We start from the raw sequence: 13,972 nt of genomic DNA, 5'->3' as shown, positions 1-13,972 counted from the left end.
GCGCTCCACAGGCAGCACCGGTCTGTCGGTCCCGGCGCCTATCCTGGAGGGGCCATGACGTCGCTCTTCGAGAACCTCGCCCTGCCCATCCCGGGTGCCTCCGCGGACCCCTCGGGCGAGGTGGCCGCGGCCCGTCGCCGCACCGAGGCGGAGGCCCTGCTCCGCGGCCTCAACCCGCAGCAGCGGGAGGCTGTCCTGCACCAGGGCGGACCGCTGCTGATCGTCGCGGGCGCCGGCTCGGGCAAGACGCGCGTGCTGACCAACCGCATCGCGTACCTGCTGGCCACCGGCCGGGCGCGCGCCGGTGAGGTCATCGCGATCACGTTCACCAACAAGGCCGCCGCCGAGATGCGCGAGCGAGTCGAAGGGCTCGTCGGGCCGGCCGCCGGCCGCATGTGGGTGTCCACGTTCCACTCCGCGTGCGTGCGGATCCTGCGCCGGGAGGCCGGGACCCTGGGCCTGCGGTCGAGCTTCTCGATCTACGACTCCGCCGACTCGCAGCGCCTGCTCACGCTGGTCGCGCGGGAGCTGGACCTCGACCCCAAGCGGTACCCGGCGAAGGCGCTGCAGAACAAGATCTCCTCGCTCAAGGACGAGCTCGTCGACCCGGAGACGTTCGCCGCGACGTCCGGTGGCGGCGCGGCCAACGACTTCGACACCGCGCTCGCGCAGGTCTACACGCGCTACCAGGCGCGGCTGAAGCAGGCGCACGCCCTCGACTTCGACGACCTGATCATGACGACGGTCCACCTGCTGCGGGCGTTCCCGGCCGTCGCGGAGCACTACCGGCGCCGGTTCCGGCACGTGCTGGTCGACGAGTACCAGGACACCAACCACGCGCAGTACGCGCTGGTGCGCGAGCTCGTCGGCTCGTCGCGGGGGATCGTCGACGACTCGACCGACATGGAGCTGCCGCGCGGGGAGCTGACGGTCGTCGGTGACGCGGACCAGTCGATCTACGCGTTCCGGGGTGCGTCGATCCGGAACATCCTGGAGTTCGAGGTGGACTACCCGGACGCGCGGACCATCCTGCTGGAGCAGAACTACCGGTCGACGCAGACCATCCTCTCGGCCGCCAACGCGGTGATCAGCCGGAACCCCGGCCGGGAGAACAAGCGTCTCTGGACCGACTCGGGTGCGGGTGCGCAGATCGTCGCGTACGTCGCGGACACCGAGCACGAGGAGGCCCGGTTCGTCGCCGAGGAGATCGACCGGCTGGGGGACTCCGACGGCGTCCGGCCCGGCGACGTCGCCGTGTTCTACCGCGCGAACGCGCAGTCCCGGGCGTTGGAAGAGGTGCTCATCCGCGTCGGGCTGCCGTACAAGGTGGTCGGCGGCACGCGCTTCTACGAGCGCAAGGAGATCAAGGACGCGGTCGCGTACCTGCGCGCCCTCGACAACCCCGACGACGACGTCAGCGTGCGTCGCATCCTCAACGTGCCCAAGCGCGGGCTGGGGGACCGGTCGGAGGCGATGGTCGCGTCGTACGCCGAGCGCGAGCGCATCTCGTTCGGCGCGGCGCTCGACCGGCTGGACGAGGTCCCTGGCCTGGGGACCCGCGCGATCACCGGGCTGTCGGCGTTCGCGGCGATGATGACCGACCTGCGCACGCTCGCCGCCAGCGCCGGCCCCGCCGAGGTCCTGGGCGCCGTGCTCGAGCGTTCCGGCTACCTCGCCGAGCTGCGGGCCAGCGACGACCCGCAGGACGGCTCCCGGGTGGAGAACCTGGCCGAGCTGCACGCGGTGGCCTCGGAGTTCGAGCAGAGCGACCCCGAGGGGGTCCTCGCCGACTTCCTCGAGCGCGTCTCGCTCGTCGCGGACTCCGACCAGATCCCGGACGACGACGGTGGGGACGACGACGGTGAGGCCCGCCCGGACCCGGGCGTGGTCACGCTGATGACCCTGCACACCGCCAAGGGCCTGGAGTTCCCCGTCGTCTTCCTCACCGGGATGGAGGACGGCACCTTCCCGCACCAGCGGTCCTTGTCGGACTCGCAGCAGCTCGAGGAGGAGCGCCGGCTTGCGTACGTGGGGCTGACGCGAGCGCGTGAGCGTCTGTACATCTCGCGCGCCGCTGTCCGTACTGCCTGGGGCGTGCCCAACGAGTTCCCGCCCAGCCGGTTCCTCGACGACCTGCCGGACGACCTCATCGACTGGCGGCGGCGCGAGTCGTCCACCTCGCAGCTGCGCGGCGGGTGGGGCTCGGGCTACGGCTCCGGCGGTGGTGGCTACCGGGCGTCGTCGGCGCCCAGGGTCGAGCGCGAGGCGCGTCCGGTGCTGCCGTCCACCGGGGCGACGTTCGGCTCCGCGAAGCCGCGGCCCGACTCCGCCATTCCGCAGCTCGCGGTGGGGGACCGCGTCACGCACGACTCCTACGGTCTGGGCACCGTCATCGCGCTCGAAGGGGCCGGCCCGAACGCGGTGGCCAAGGTCGACTTCGGCACCGACGGCGTCAAGCGGTTGCTGCTGCGGTTCTCCCCGGTCACCAAGCTCTGACGCGCCGACACCCACGCGCGGGTCCGCGGGACCGTCGCGAGCGTCCAGGTCGTCAGCCGACCGGCACCTCGGTCCACACGGCGGTGACGGCCTCGCGCACCGCGGCCGGTCCGACGCCGACCGCGGCGAGCGCGCGGTAGGCGGTGGTGTCGTCCAGCCGGACGGCCGCGAGCAGCAGGTGGCCGCTGTCGATCCGGCGGTGCTTGCAGCGGATGGCCTCACGCAGCGCGACCTCGAGCAGCTTCTTGGCGTCGGCGTCGAACGGCACGTGCCCCTTGGGGGTGGCCGACGTGCTCACGGCGTCGAGCGCTCCCGGACCGAACGACGCCTCGACCTGTGCCCGGACGGCCTCCAGGTCGACGCCGATCCCCGCCAGTGCGTCGGCGTCGATGGTGTGCGCGGGCAGGGCGCGGACCGCGGCGAGCAGGGTGGCATGGCTGACACCCAGACGGCCCAGTGCCTGTGCAGCGACCGTGCCCGGTGTCCGCACCGCACCCAGCAGCACGTGCTCGGGCCCGATCCGGTCCGCACCGAGCGTGCGTGCCTCGTCCTGGGCGTGGACGACGGCCTCGCGGGCGTCCTTGGCGAATCTCTCGAACATCAGCCGAACCTCTTCCCGTACTTCTTGTGGACCGCCTGCCGGGAGACCCCGAGGGCGGTGGCGACCTGCTGCCAGGACCACCCGAGCCGCCGGGCGCGCTCGACGTGCAGGGCTTCCAGCCGGTCGGCCAGCGCCCGGAGCGACCGGACGGCACGCAGACCGTCGGCAGGCTCGGCCGCGCTGGCGGCTGCGGTCATGAGCTCATCGGACATGGTCGTCAACTTACATTGACACCCCAGAAACGTCAACCGATGTTGACACGGGACTCGTTCTGCAGCCTGCTAGCACGGCGATGTGTCCGCACAATCGCGCGTCGGGACGACCGGATCTGCGGACGTCCGGGGATGGGAGGCCTTGCGTCCGCACAGTCGCGCGTCGGGACGACCGGATCTGCGGACGTCCGGGGGGACGGGTGTTCGCATCCCCGCGGACGACCGCGCGCTCGCGGACGTCCGACCCGACGTGGGGTCAGGGGTGAGGGATGACCTGGGGGTGGGTCAGGACGCGGTTGTCGATGACGACCGTGGCGCGGGACGCCGGCCGGCACGCGGCGAGGTAGTGGCGCTGCCCCTCGACGTACCGGGTGTTGGCGGGGTGGGTCGGGTCCGGTGAGCACCCGTCACGGACGGCCATGCGGGCGAACGTCTCCGCGAAGTCGACGTCGAGGTACACCGAGAAGTCCCACCAGGCGGCCAGCTCGTCGCGGTGCAGGAAGATCCCGTCGACGACGAGCACCGTGCTGTCCGTGCCGTGCTCGCGCGGGAGGTCCAGTGCGGTGTCCGTCGCGACGTCGCGCACCGCCCGACGGAAGCGCCGGGACCCGCCGGGCGCGAACGGCTCCAGGACCTGGGTGCGCAAGGCGTCGTAGTCGTAGGAGTCCGCCCAGAAGCCCTCCGGGGAGTGCCGGCCGCGACGGTAGCGCTCGTCGCGAGGGCGGTGGAAACCGTCGACGCTGACTCGCACGACGGTGCGCCCTTCGCGCAGGAGCTCGGCGGCGAGCTCGTCGGCGAACCTGGTCTTGCCCGCGCCGTCGATGCCGTCGATCCCGACGAGGACGGGGCGGCCGAGCGCGCGGGGGTCGGCGATCCTGTGCGCCACCTCCCGCAGCACGGCGAGGCGCGCGACGGACGCCGTGGGCGCCGTGTCCGAGGGGGCGCTCATCGGGCGTGAGGCAGTGCAGCCACGACCGCATCCGGATCCATGCGGGGAACGTAGCGGATCGGGACGTTTCGGGGGAGGGGTTGCGGAGAATGTGTGGACGATTCAGCGTCGCGTACGCCACATCTCTCGATGTGAAGATATCTGTGGGTGCCCGCTACCATCGACCGGGGCGTTTCGGCCGCACAGAGGCCGTCGAACGCCGGTGATGAGAGGACCCAGACCAGGTGGACCTGTTCGAGTACCAGGCACGTGACATCTTCGAGAAGCACGGCGTCCCCGTGCTCGGCGGCGTCGTCGCCACGACTCCCGAGGAGGCTCGCGCCGGCGCGGAGCAGCTCCTGGGCGGCCAGCCCGGCGTCGTCGTGGTGAAGGCGCAGGTCAAGGTCGGTGGCCGCGGCAAGGCGGGCGGCGTCAAGCTGGCCCGGTCCGCGGACGAGGCGGCCGAGAAGGCCACCGAGATCCTCGGCATGGACATCAAGGGCCACACGGTCCACCGCGTGATGATCGCGGCCGGCGCCAAGATCGCCACCGAGTTCTACTTCTCCCTCCTGCTCGACCGCGCCGAGCGCCGCTACCTGGCGATGTGCTCGGTCGAGGGCGGCATGGACATCGAGCAGCTCGCGGTGGAGCGTCCCGACGCGCTCGCCAAGGTCGCGGTCGACCCGCGCACGGGCATCGACCAGGCGAAGGCCGACGAGATCGTGGCGGCCGCCGGCTTCGATGCCGAGATCGCGCCCAAGGTCGCGGCGGTCCTGCAGACGCTCTGGACCGTCTACCGCAGCGAGGACGCCACGCTCGTCGAGGTGAACCCGCTGGTGCTCACCGAGGACGGCGAGATCGTCGCGCTCGACGGCAAGGTCACGCTCGACGCGAACGCCGACTTCCGGCACCCGGAGCACGCCGAGCTCGAGGACGCCGACGCGGCGGACCCGCTCGAGGCGCGCGCCAAGGAGAAGGACCTCAACTACGTCAAGCTCGACGGCGAGGTCGGCATCATCGGCAACGGTGCCGGGCTCGTGATGAGCACGCTCGACGTCGTCGCGTACGCCGGTGAGGCGCACGGTGGCGTGAAGCCGGCCAACTTCCTGGACATCGGCGGCGGCGCCAGCGCCGAGATCATGGCCGCAGGCCTGGACATCATCCTCACGGACCCGCAGGTCAAGGCCGTGTTCGTCAACGTGTTCGGCGGCATCACGGCGTGCGACGCCGTCGCCAACGGCATCGTGGCGGCCCTCGAGATCCTCGGCGACGAGGCCTCCAAGCCGCTGGTCGTCCGCCTGGACGGCAACAACGTGCTCGAGGGTCGTCGCATCCTCGCCGAGGCCGGTCACCCGCTGGTCACGATCGCGGACACGATGGACGGCGGCGCCGACAAGGCGGCCGAGCTCGCCCACGCCGCTGCCTGAGACCGCTGACCGAGACAGACGCAGAGAGAAGCAGACACCACCATGGCGATCTTCCTGACCGAGGCATCCAAGGTCATCGTCCAGGGCATGACGGGTTCCGAGGGCCAGAAGCACACGACCCGCATGCTCGCGTCCGGCACGTCCGTCGTCGGCGGGGTGAACCCCCGCAAGGCGGGTACCTCTGTCGCGTTCGGTGAGACCGACGTCCCCGTGTTCGGCTCTGTGGCCGAGGCCATGGACGCCACCGGTGCCGACGTCTCCGTCGTCTTCGTGCCGCCGGCCCACACCAAGGCCGCGGTCGTCGAGGCGATCGAGGCCGGCATCCCGCTCGTCGTCATCATCACCGAGGGCGTCCCGGTGGCCGACACCGCCGAGTTCTTCGCGCTCGCGCTGGACAAGGGCGTGCGGCTCATCGGCCCCAACTGCCCCGGCCTGATCAGCCCCGGCAAGTCCAACGTCGGCATCATCCCGGCGGACATCACGGGTCCCGGCCGCGTCGGCCTGGTGTCGAAGTCCGGCACGCTGACCTACCAGATGATGTACGAGCTGCGGGACTTCGGTTTCTCGACGGCCATCGGCATCGGCGGCGACCCGATCATCGGCACCACGCACATCGACGCCCTCGCGGCGTTCGAGGCGGACCCCGACACCGAGGTCATCGTGATGATCGGCGAGATCGGTGGCGACGCCGAGGAGCGCGCCGCGGCCTACATCGCCGAGCACGTCACCAAGCCCGTCGTCGGCTACGTCGCTGGGTTCACGGCTCCCGAGGGCAAGACCATGGGCCACGCCGGCGCCATCGTCTCCGGCTCGTCGGGCACCGCGCAGGCCAAGAAGGAGGCCCTCGAGGCCGCGGGCGTCAAGGTCGGCAAGACGCCGTCCGAGACGGCCGAGCTCGCGCGCCAGCTGCTCTCCTAGCCCGTCCGAGAGGCGCCGGTCCGCGGACCGGCGCCTTTCGCGTACCCGGACGCCGACGCGCCGCACCGGGTTCGTCGCTCCGGCGAGCCCGCCAGCGACCATGGCACGGTGAGCGCCACCGGCCCCCGCACGGGGGGAACCCCCGTCATCGACCGTCGGCGTCGCCGCACGCTGTCCGACGACCCGACGCCCACGTTCTTCACGAGCGCCCTCGACGGTGCGCCGCGCTGGGTCGCAGGCGTCCTGTCCGCGCTGCAGGCCGCGCTCCTCTCGTTCCTCGTCCTCACGCTCCCCGCCGTCGCGGCGTACGTCGCGACCTCGGCGGACCCGTCGAACAGCGGGGTCGGCTGGTTCCGCTCGGTCGGCGTCGGGTCGGCGCTCTGGCTGCTCGGGCACGGGGTCCCGGCACACGTGGGTCCGGTCGTCGTGACCCTCGTGCCGCTCGGGGTGACGGCGGTCGCGCTCTTCGTCTGCTACGCCTCGGCCCGCCGGTCCGGGCTCGCCACCTGGTCGGGGTACGCGGCGGGCGTCGCGACGTACACCGTGGTCGCCGTGCTGCTCGCCCTGGTCACCGGGGTCGAGGGCGCGGACCTGGCGCGTGCGTTCGCGGGCGGTGCCGCGGTGTCCGCGACCGGTCTCGGCGCCGGTCTGCTCGCCCGCCCGGAGGCGCCGTCGCTCCGCATGCTGACCCGGCCCGCGTGGTCCCGCTGCCCGGCACCCGTGCGGACCGGTGCGACCGGCGGGGTGCTCGGGTCGGCGGCGCTGGTCCTCGTCGCCGCACTGGTGACCGCACTGTGGGTCGTGGCGGGACGAGCCACCATCGGCGACGTCGTGCGCGGGCTCGGGCTCGACGCCGTCGGCGGCGTGGTCCTGGCCGTCGCGGAGCTCGCCTACCTGCCGAACCTGGTGGTGTGGGCGCTCTCCTGGCTGACGGGTGCGGGGTTCGCGGTCGGTGAGGGGACGCACTTCGCACCCGACGACGTCGTCGGCGGGGCGCTGCCCGCGGTGCCGATGCTCGGCGCGCTCCCGTCCTCCGACGTGGTCGGACCCGCGACTGCCCTGGTCCCGCTCGCGCTCGTGGCCGTCGGAGCTCTGGTGGGGCTCTACGTCCACCGCCGTCTGACGCCGCAGCGGTGGTGGGACACGGCGCTCGCGTGCGCCACGGCTGCGGCGGGTGTCGCCGTCATCGTCACGATCCTCGTCACCCTGGCGAGCGGCGGGATCGGCCCGGACCGGCTGGCGGAGGTCGGCGCGCAGGGAGGTGTCGTCGGGCTGCTGGGGGGCGCCGGGGTGCTCGCCGGGTCCCTGCTCGTCGCGCTGCCGGGCGACGCGCTGCTGCGTTCGGAGATCGGTCGGGGCCTGCGCGCGCTGGTCCGGCGCGACCCGACCTGACGCGGCTCAGGAGCCGGTGCTGCGCTCGGTCAGAGAGGTGTACAGGTCGTCGAGGTCCTTCTCGAACTGCGTCTCGCAGGCGCTCCTCGCCCCGATCGTCAGGGCGCGTGCGAGGCAGTCCTGCTTGTCCTGCTGCGCCTGCCACGGGGCCAGCTGGACCAGCAGGCTGAAGGTCCAGAGCAGGGAGATGACCAGCCCGACGGCGAGCACGGGTGCGAGTCCCCGCGCCCGGGCGCGAAGGGCGACCACCACCGCGCGGACACCGACCACGACCGCCGCGAGCACGAACGGGAGAGCGGCAGCCTGCCAGGGCAGCCGGAGGGTGGCCACGAGAACGGATGCGAGCACGAGCACCGCGAACAGACGCGTGAGGCTCGTGGCGCGTGCGGCGCCCTCCGGGTCGGCCGGCGGCCGCTCCGGGACGACCGGAGCCTGTGGCGCGCCTCCGGCGGGCGGCCACACGGGGGCGTCCTGGACCGGGGCGTCGTCCGGTGTGCCGGGACGGTTCTCGGGCGGCGCGTACGGGTTGCTCACGCGTGCATTCTCGCCCACGGATGCCCGGCGCCGGACGGTCCGTCCGTCGCGAGCCGTCCGCCGGTAGGGTCGGCGCGTGACGCACGAGACGCCTCAGCGCCCCGCCCCGGCCACCCGCGGGACCGGTCGGCTGGTGGTCATGGTCTCCGGTACCGGCTCGAACCTGGCGGCGCTGCTGGCCGCCCACGACGACCCCGCCTACGGTGCGCGCGTGGTGGCGGTGGTCGCGGACCGTGGCAACATCCGGGCGCTGGAGATCGCGCGCGAGGCGGGCATCCCGACGGCGGTCGTGTCGATCAAGGACTTCGACGACCGCGCGTCCTGGGACGCCGCCGTCGCGGAGACGGTCGCCGTGTTCTCGCCCGACCTGATCGTCCTGGCCGGGTTCATGAAGCTGTTCGGGGACACGTTCCTCGGGCGCTTCGGTGGACGGATCGTCAACACCCACCCTGCGCTCCTGCCGTCGTTCCCCGGTGCGCACGGGGTGCGGGACGCGCTCGCGTACGGGGTCAAGGTCACCGGCTGCACCGTCATGGTGGTCGACGAGGGCGTCGACACGGGGCCGATCCTCGCGCAGGCGACGGTCGCGGTGGAGCCCGACGACGACGAGGCGACCCTGCACGAGCGGATCAAGGCCGTCGAGCAGCCGTTGCTCGTGGAGTGGGTCGGTCGCGTCGCCCGTGACGGGCTGCGGGTCGAGGGCCGGCACGCGATCGTCGGACGCTCCTGAGCGCTCGCGCCGCCGGGCCGGGCGCCGTGTCGTCGGGTGCGGGGCACGCGGTGGGGTCTCAGGGACCGCGGGGAATCCGGTCCTCGGGGACACGTTCGAGCTGCGTCCAGCCGCGCCACCCGCGCTGCTCGAGGATCGCCAGCAGCCGTCGGGCGACCGGCGTGGACTCGGCCATGGCTGCGTCCAGCAGGACCGCGAAAGGGTCCGACGCATCGGCGTCACCGATCTCCACCGCACCGCTCTGCACAGCGCGGACACGGAGGCTCTCGATGATGTCGGCGAGCTCGACGACCCGCGGATCGTCGGCCGACCACTCGGACACGGAGCTGAGGAGGCGGTAGAGGCGGGTCAGGTCCGGGTCCTCGTCCAGCTGCCGGTTCTTCGCGGCGATCACGGACTCGATGTCGAGCGGAATCTGCGGGGCGAGCATGATCCACGCGTCCCGCTCGAGCTCGATGTACGTCTCGCCGACGCCGAGCCCCCGCAGCCGGTCCAGGTAGTCCACGACTGTCTGGGGGAGAGCCAGGTGATCCCCGGCAGCGAGCCGGGAGATCCGCTCGCGGTTGCTCTGGAGGCGACGGATGTCGGCGCTCAGGGCCTTGTCGATCTCCTCGACCGCTCGGGCGAACTCGTCGGGGTCGGCGACGAGGAGCTCCTGCACCCGAGCGAGGGGCACGCCCGCATCCGCCAGCACGCGGATCCGGACCAGCCGCACGACGGCGGCCGCGTCGTAGCTGCGGTAGCCGGAGTGGTCGCGACCGGGCTCGGCGAGCAGGCCGATCTGGTGATAGTGCCGGACCGTCCGCACCGTCACCCCGGCGTAGGAGGCCAGCTGGCCGATCGTGAGCATGGGCCTCAGCCTGCCTCAGGTGGCGACGCCGCGGACCGCCTCGGCGATCGACCGGAAGTCCTTGCGCAGGATCGCGCCGTGCGTGCTCGCCACCTTGGCGTGCAGGGTGATGTGCGGGTTGCGCTCGGCCACCGCGGGCACGCTGGCGCGGATTCTCTCCTGCCCGTCCCCCGTGCTGCCGAACGACGTCCCGGAGGCGAGGACGTATCGGGTCGGGACCGTGATCCTGTCCATCACCGGGCCGAGCTCCCGTTCACGCGCGAGCCTGCCGACGTCGATGTTGCACTCCGCCATCTCCCGGGCGGTCATGCGCGGCGTGAGTCCCGTCACGCGGAGGGGCACCATCAGCCACTGGAGTCGACGGAAGGCCGTGCGGATCCCCTGCTCCATCTCGTCCGTGAGCCAGTCGTGCGGCTGGGCTCCGTCGACCAGCACGGCGCCGATCGTCCGGTCGGGGTGGCGGCTCGCCCAGTGTGCGGCGACGAAGGCGCCGTACGACCACCCCACCACCAGCGCCCGGTCGACGCCTCGCGCGTCGAGGACGGCGTCGACGTCGCGGACGGCGGCCTCGAACGAGTAGTCCGCCGAACGTCCGGACCTGCGCCCACGGGCTCGCTCGTCGAACGTGATGTGCCGCCAGTCCCGCCCGAGCTCGGCGACGACCCGCCGCCAGTAGCCCTGGGTCGCGAACTGGCCGTTGAGGTAGACCACCGGCGTGCCGGAGCCACCCGAGTCGGTGACGGCCAGAGCAGTGTCGTCGACCGGCACCATGCCGCTCCAGGGCGGGGCCGAGGTCGTGTCGATCATGGTGCCTCCGTTCTGCGTCGTGCGATCCAGCGTGCAGGTGTGACGCTGCGTCAGGGTCAAGCCCCGTTCGGCTAGACTCGACCCCGGTCGTGACTGGCGCAGGTGGGTGCAACCACCGGGGAGCGGCCGCAGTGCCCCGCCTCGCACCGCCCGCCTGGGTGCATGGGTCCGCCCTAGCCGACCCTGCATCAGGAGCCGCCGCGCATGTCCTCCCCTGAGAAGAACCAGCGACCCGTCCGTCGCGCCCTCGTCAGCGTCTACGACAAGACCGGACTGACCGAGCTGGCGACCTCCCTGCACGCGGCCGGTGTCGAGATCGTCTCCACCGGCTCGACCGCCGCGACGATCGCCGCCACCGGCGTCCCGGTCACGCGCGTCGAGGAGCTCACCGGCTTCCCCGAGTGCCTCGACGGCCGGGTCAAGACCCTGCACCCGCGCGTGCACGCGGGTGTCCTCGCGGACACGCGCCTGCCGGAGCACCTCGCGCAGCTGGACGAGCTGGGCATCGCGCCGTTCGAGCTGGTCGTCGTCAACCTCTACCCGTTCACGGCGACCGTCGCGTCCGGTGCCGGTCCGGACGAGTGCGTGGAGCAGATCGACATCGGCGGTCCGTCGATGGTCCGTGCGGCGGCGAAGAACCACCCGAGCGTCGCGGTCGTCGTCGACCCCGCGCGGTACACCGAGGTCGTGGCCGCCGTCGAGGCAGGCGGGTTCACGATCGGTGCGCGTCGCCTGCTCGCGGCGGACGCGTTCGCGCACACCGCCGCGTACGACGCCGCGGTCGCCAGCTGGTTCGCCGCCGACTACGCGCCGGACGAGGAGGCTGCGGGCTCCGGCTTCCCGGCGTTCACGGGGACCACCTGGGTGCGCGGGGAGGTGCTGCGCTACGGGGAGAACCCGCACCAGCAGGCGGCGCTCTACCTGACGCCCGACGGCGCGGCGGGACGCGGGCTGGCCGGAGCGCAGCAGCTGCACGGCAAGGCGATGAGCTACAACAACTACGTCGACGCCGACGCCGCGTGGCGTGCGGCGCACGACCACGCCGACCCCGCCGTCGCGATCATCAAGCACGCCAACCCGTGCGGCATCGCGGTGGGCACCGACGTCGCCGACGCCCACGCGAAGGCGCACGCGTGCGACCCGGTCTCCGCGTTCGGCGGCGTCATCGCGACCAACCGCACCCTCACGGCCGCCGCCGCGGAGCAGATCGCGCCCGTGTTCACCGAGGTCGTCGTGGCGCCCGGGTTCGAGCCCGAGGCGATCGAGATCCTCGCGCGCAAGAAGAACATCCGGCTCCTGCAGGTGACCCCCGTGGACGGCGTGCGCACCGAGCGCCGTGCCGTCAGCGGCGGCCTGCTCGTGCAGGAGCTCGACCAGGTGGACGCGGCCGGCGACGACCCGTCGGGCTGGACCCGGGCGGCCGGGGCCGCGGCCGACGACGCGACGCTCGCCGACCTCACGTTCGCGTGGCGGGCCGTGCGGGCCGTGAAGTCGAACGCGATCCTGCTCGCCGACGCCGGAGCCTCGGTGGGTGTCGGGATGGGGCAGGTCAACCGCGTCGACTCGTGCCGGCTCGCGGTCGAGCGCGCCAACGCGGGGGACACCGAGCGGGCCCGCGGTGCCGTGGCTGCCTCGGACGCGTTCTTCCCGTTCGCCGACGGTGCGCAGGTCCTCATCGACGCCGGCGTGCGCGCGATCGTGCAGCCGGGCGGATCGGTCCGGGACGAGGAGGTCGTCGCCGCGGCGCAGGCCGCCGGGGTGACGCTGTACCTCACGGGCACCCGGCACTTCGCGCACTGAGCACTACACGAGGGACGCCTCCCGCAGGGGCCGCCCCGGGTCGAGCGCCAGCGTGCGGTCGAGCCGGGGCAGTCCCGTCGCGGTGAACAGCCTCCGCGCGGCGCCGACGTCGCGCGGCCGGTCGACCGTGAGGATCGCGCCCACCTCGTCGGAACCCCGCCGGAACCACAGCGCACCCCAGCCCTCCCCGGCGGCGGCCGGGTCCCCGCGCAGGACGACCTCGTCGTCGACGTGCGGGCTGCCGAACAGGGCGAGCTCGTGGCCCAGCTGCGTCGAGAACACGTACGGCGCCACGTCGGTGCCCTCGTCCGGGCTGCCCAGCAGGTCCGCGACGAGCCCGGCCGGTCCGCGGAGCGCGCCGTCCCAGTGCCCGCCGGGAACCCACCCGTGGCGTGGGGAGCGACGGAGCGCGACGTCGCCGACCGCCCGGACGCTGCGCGGCGCGCCGACGACCCGGTGGTGCTCGTCGACCCGTAGCGAACCGTCGGGCTCCCGGGGCAGCGCACCGGCCAGCCAGTCGGTCGTCGGGCGCGCACCCACCGCCGCGAGCACGACGTCGGCGGCGAGCAGCTTGCCGTCCGCGAGGCCCACCCCGTTGGTACCGACCTCGACCACGTGCTCTCCGGTCAGGAGCCGGACGCCCGCCGCGGCGTACCAGGGTGCGGTCAGCTCCCCGACGGTCGAGCCGAGCGCTGCCGCGAGCGGGCACCCGTTCGCCTCGACCACGACGACCTCGACACCGGCTGCGGCGGCGACGCCCGCGACCTCTGCGCCGATCCACCCCGCGCCGATCACGACGAGCCGGGCGCCCGGCACGAGCGCTTCGCGGAGCCGTTCGGCGTCGGCCGCCGTGTGCAGGGTCAGGGCCGCCTCCCAGCCCGGTGGGCGGACCGCGTGCGCGCCGCTGGCCACCACGAGGGTGTCCGCGGTCACGGGGCCGTCGTCGGTGAGCACCTGCGGGCGGGCCCCGGACAGTGAGAGGGCCCGTGCCGGGGTGCTCAGGTGGACCTCGTCCGCGAGGGTCAGCAGGTCGGCACCGAGCTCGTCGGCGAGCCACGTCGGACGCGGCCGGTCGAGGAGGTGCTTCGACAGCGGCGGGCGGTCGTACGGGGCGACCCCCTCGGCACCGAGGACCACGACCCGTCCGTCGTACCCCCGCTCACGCAGCGCCGCGACCGTCTGCGTGGCCGCCAGACCGGCCCCGACGACGAGCACCTCACCGGGTGGTCGGAAGTCCAGGTGGTCGTCGTGGGTCCGGTCGGTCACCTCGCAACGGT

The 13,972-nt window shown here is 73.1% G+C and carries 13 protein-coding genes; 6 read left to right on the top strand and 7 right to left on the bottom strand.

All coding sequences use genetic code 11. From position 1 onward, the window contains the following. Nucleotides 1-54: 54 nt before the first annotated feature. Nucleotides 55-2,496 (top strand): DNA helicase PcrA, encoded by a 2,442-nt coding sequence (gene pcrA, locus ASF78_RS05905; RefSeq protein WP_056585689.1) that lies wholly within the window; start codon nt 55-57, stop codon nt 2,494-2,496. A gap of 52 nt (nt 2,497-2,548) precedes the next feature. Here the strand turns inward: pcrA and ASF78_RS05900 are convergent, their stop codons facing one another. The 3 genes from ASF78_RS05900 to ASF78_RS05890 all read right to left on the bottom strand — a co-directional run bounded on the left by ASF78_RS05900 (nt 2,549) and on the right by ASF78_RS05890 (nt 4,258). Next, complete coding sequence (locus ASF78_RS05900) at nt 2,549-3,097, bottom strand: Clp protease N-terminal domain-containing protein (RefSeq protein ID WP_056585687.1); 549 nt, start codon at nt 3,095-3,097, stop codon at nt 2,549-2,551. After that, nucleotides 3,097-3,309: a hypothetical protein gene (locus tag ASF78_RS05895; protein WP_056585686.1), complete on the bottom strand. Its 213-nt coding sequence runs from the start codon at nt 3,307-3,309 to the stop codon at nt 3,097-3,099. Before ASF78_RS05895 ends, ASF78_RS05900 begins: the two co-directional genes overlap by 1 nt. 256 nt (nt 3,310-3,565) lie before the next feature. Further along, a complete protein-coding gene (locus ASF78_RS05890) occupies nt 3,566-4,258 on the bottom strand; it encodes a uridine kinase (RefSeq protein WP_056585684.1) in 693 nt (230 codons plus the stop codon). Nucleotides 4,259-4,482: 224 nt separating this feature from the next. On the opposite strand from ASF78_RS05890, the gene sucC reads away from it, so the two are divergent. The 3 genes from sucC (at nt 4,483) to ASF78_RS05875 (ending at nt 7,974) form a co-directional block, all read left to right on the top strand. After that, entirely contained in the window at nt 4,483-5,664 is a 1,182-nt protein-coding gene (gene sucC / locus ASF78_RS05885) for an ADP-forming succinate--CoA ligase subunit beta (protein WP_056585681.1), read from the top strand. A gap of 42 nt (nt 5,665-5,706) precedes the next feature. Then, nucleotides 5,707-6,582 carry a succinate--CoA ligase subunit alpha gene (gene sucD, locus ASF78_RS05880; RefSeq protein ID WP_056585680.1) on the top strand — a complete coding sequence of 292 codons (876 nt, stop codon included), beginning with the start codon at nt 5,707-5,709 and terminating at the stop codon, nt 6,580-6,582. A 108-nt stretch (nt 6,583-6,690) separates the two neighbouring features. Then, nucleotides 6,691-7,974 (top strand): DUF6350 family protein, encoded by a 1,284-nt coding sequence (locus ASF78_RS05875; protein WP_056585678.1) that lies wholly within the window; start codon nt 6,691-6,693, stop codon nt 7,972-7,974. Between the two features lie 6 nt (nt 7,975-7,980). Here the strand turns inward: ASF78_RS05875 and ASF78_RS05870 are convergent, their stop codons facing one another. Next, nucleotides 7,981-8,508: a hypothetical protein gene (locus tag ASF78_RS05870; RefSeq protein ID WP_056585677.1), complete on the bottom strand. Its 528-nt coding sequence runs from the start codon at nt 8,506-8,508 to the stop codon at nt 7,981-7,983. 139 nt (nt 8,509-8,647) lie between these two features. Between ASF78_RS05870 and purN the strand changes: the two genes are divergently transcribed. Then, on the top strand, nt 8,648-9,238 hold the full coding sequence (purN, locus tag ASF78_RS05865; protein WP_056588244.1) for a phosphoribosylglycinamide formyltransferase: 591 nt from the start codon (nt 8,648-8,650) through the stop codon (nt 9,236-9,238). A 58-nt stretch (nt 9,239-9,296) separates the two neighbouring features. Here purN and ASF78_RS05860 read toward each other — a convergent pair whose 3' ends face one another. Both ASF78_RS05860 and ASF78_RS05855 read right to left on the bottom strand, forming a co-directional pair. Beyond that, nucleotides 9,297-10,088 carry a MerR family transcriptional regulator gene (locus tag ASF78_RS05860; RefSeq protein WP_056585675.1) on the bottom strand — a complete coding sequence of 264 codons (792 nt, stop codon included), beginning with the start codon at nt 10,086-10,088 and terminating at the stop codon, nt 9,297-9,299. A 15-nt stretch (nt 10,089-10,103) separates the two neighbouring features. Continuing rightward, the gene (locus ASF78_RS05855) at nt 10,104-10,895 is read right to left on the bottom strand and encodes an alpha/beta fold hydrolase (RefSeq protein WP_056588240.1); all 792 of its coding nucleotides are present in this window, start codon (nt 10,893-10,895) and stop codon (nt 10,104-10,106) included. A gap of 204 nt (nt 10,896-11,099) precedes the next feature. Between ASF78_RS05855 and purH the strand changes: the two genes are divergently transcribed. After that, the gene (gene purH, locus ASF78_RS05850; RefSeq protein ID WP_056585673.1) at nt 11,100-12,695 is read left to right on the top strand and encodes a bifunctional phosphoribosylaminoimidazolecarboxamide formyltransferase/IMP cyclohydrolase; all 1,596 of its coding nucleotides are present in this window, start codon (nt 11,100-11,102) and stop codon (nt 12,693-12,695) included. A 3-nt stretch (nt 12,696-12,698) separates the two neighbouring features. Here purH and ASF78_RS05845 read toward each other — a convergent pair whose 3' ends face one another. Beyond that, nucleotides 12,699-13,961: an NAD(P)/FAD-dependent oxidoreductase gene (locus tag ASF78_RS05845; RefSeq protein ID WP_235518407.1), complete on the bottom strand. Its 1,263-nt coding sequence runs from the start codon at nt 13,959-13,961 to the stop codon at nt 12,699-12,701. Nucleotides 13,962-13,972: the final 11 nt, after the last annotated feature.

It is taken from the genome of Cellulomonas sp. Leaf334 (assembly GCF_001424195.1).
Lineage (GTDB): Bacteria > Actinomycetota > Actinomycetes > Actinomycetales > Cellulomonadaceae > Cellulomonas.
Note: the sequence above shows the minus strand (reverse complement) of the source record. Positions and strands in the feature narration are given on the sequence as shown.

Excerpts from the sequence above, each read along its gene's own strand:
- pcrA (WP_056585689.1), top strand. The coding sequence starts at position 55 with ATGACGTCGCTCTTCGAGAACCTCGCCCTGCCCATCCCGGGTGCCTCC.
- ASF78_RS05900 (WP_056585687.1), bottom strand. The coding sequence starts at position 3,097 with ATGTTCGAGAGATTCGCCAAGGACGCCCGCGAGGCCGTCGTCCACGCC.
- ASF78_RS05895 (WP_056585686.1), bottom strand. The coding sequence starts at position 3,309 with ATGTCCGATGAGCTCATGACCGCAGCCGCCAGCGCGGCCGAGCCTGCC.
- ASF78_RS05890 (WP_056585684.1), bottom strand. The coding sequence starts at position 4,258 with ATGAGCGCCCCCTCGGACACGGCGCCCACGGCGTCCGTCGCGCGCCTC.
- sucD (WP_056585680.1), top strand. The coding sequence starts at position 5,707 with ATGGCGATCTTCCTGACCGAGGCATCCAAGGTCATCGTCCAGGGCATG.
- purN (WP_056588244.1), top strand. The coding sequence starts at position 8,648 with ATGGTCTCCGGTACCGGCTCGAACCTGGCGGCGCTGCTGGCCGCCCAC.
- ASF78_RS05860 (WP_056585675.1), bottom strand. The coding sequence starts at position 10,088 with ATGCTCACGATCGGCCAGCTGGCCTCCTACGCCGGGGTGACGGTGCGG.
- ASF78_RS05855 (WP_056588240.1), bottom strand. The coding sequence starts at position 10,895 with ATGATCGACACGACCTCGGCCCCGCCCTGGAGCGGCATGGTGCCGGTC.
- purH (WP_056585673.1), top strand. The coding sequence starts at position 11,100 with ATGTCCTCCCCTGAGAAGAACCAGCGACCCGTCCGTCGCGCCCTCGTC.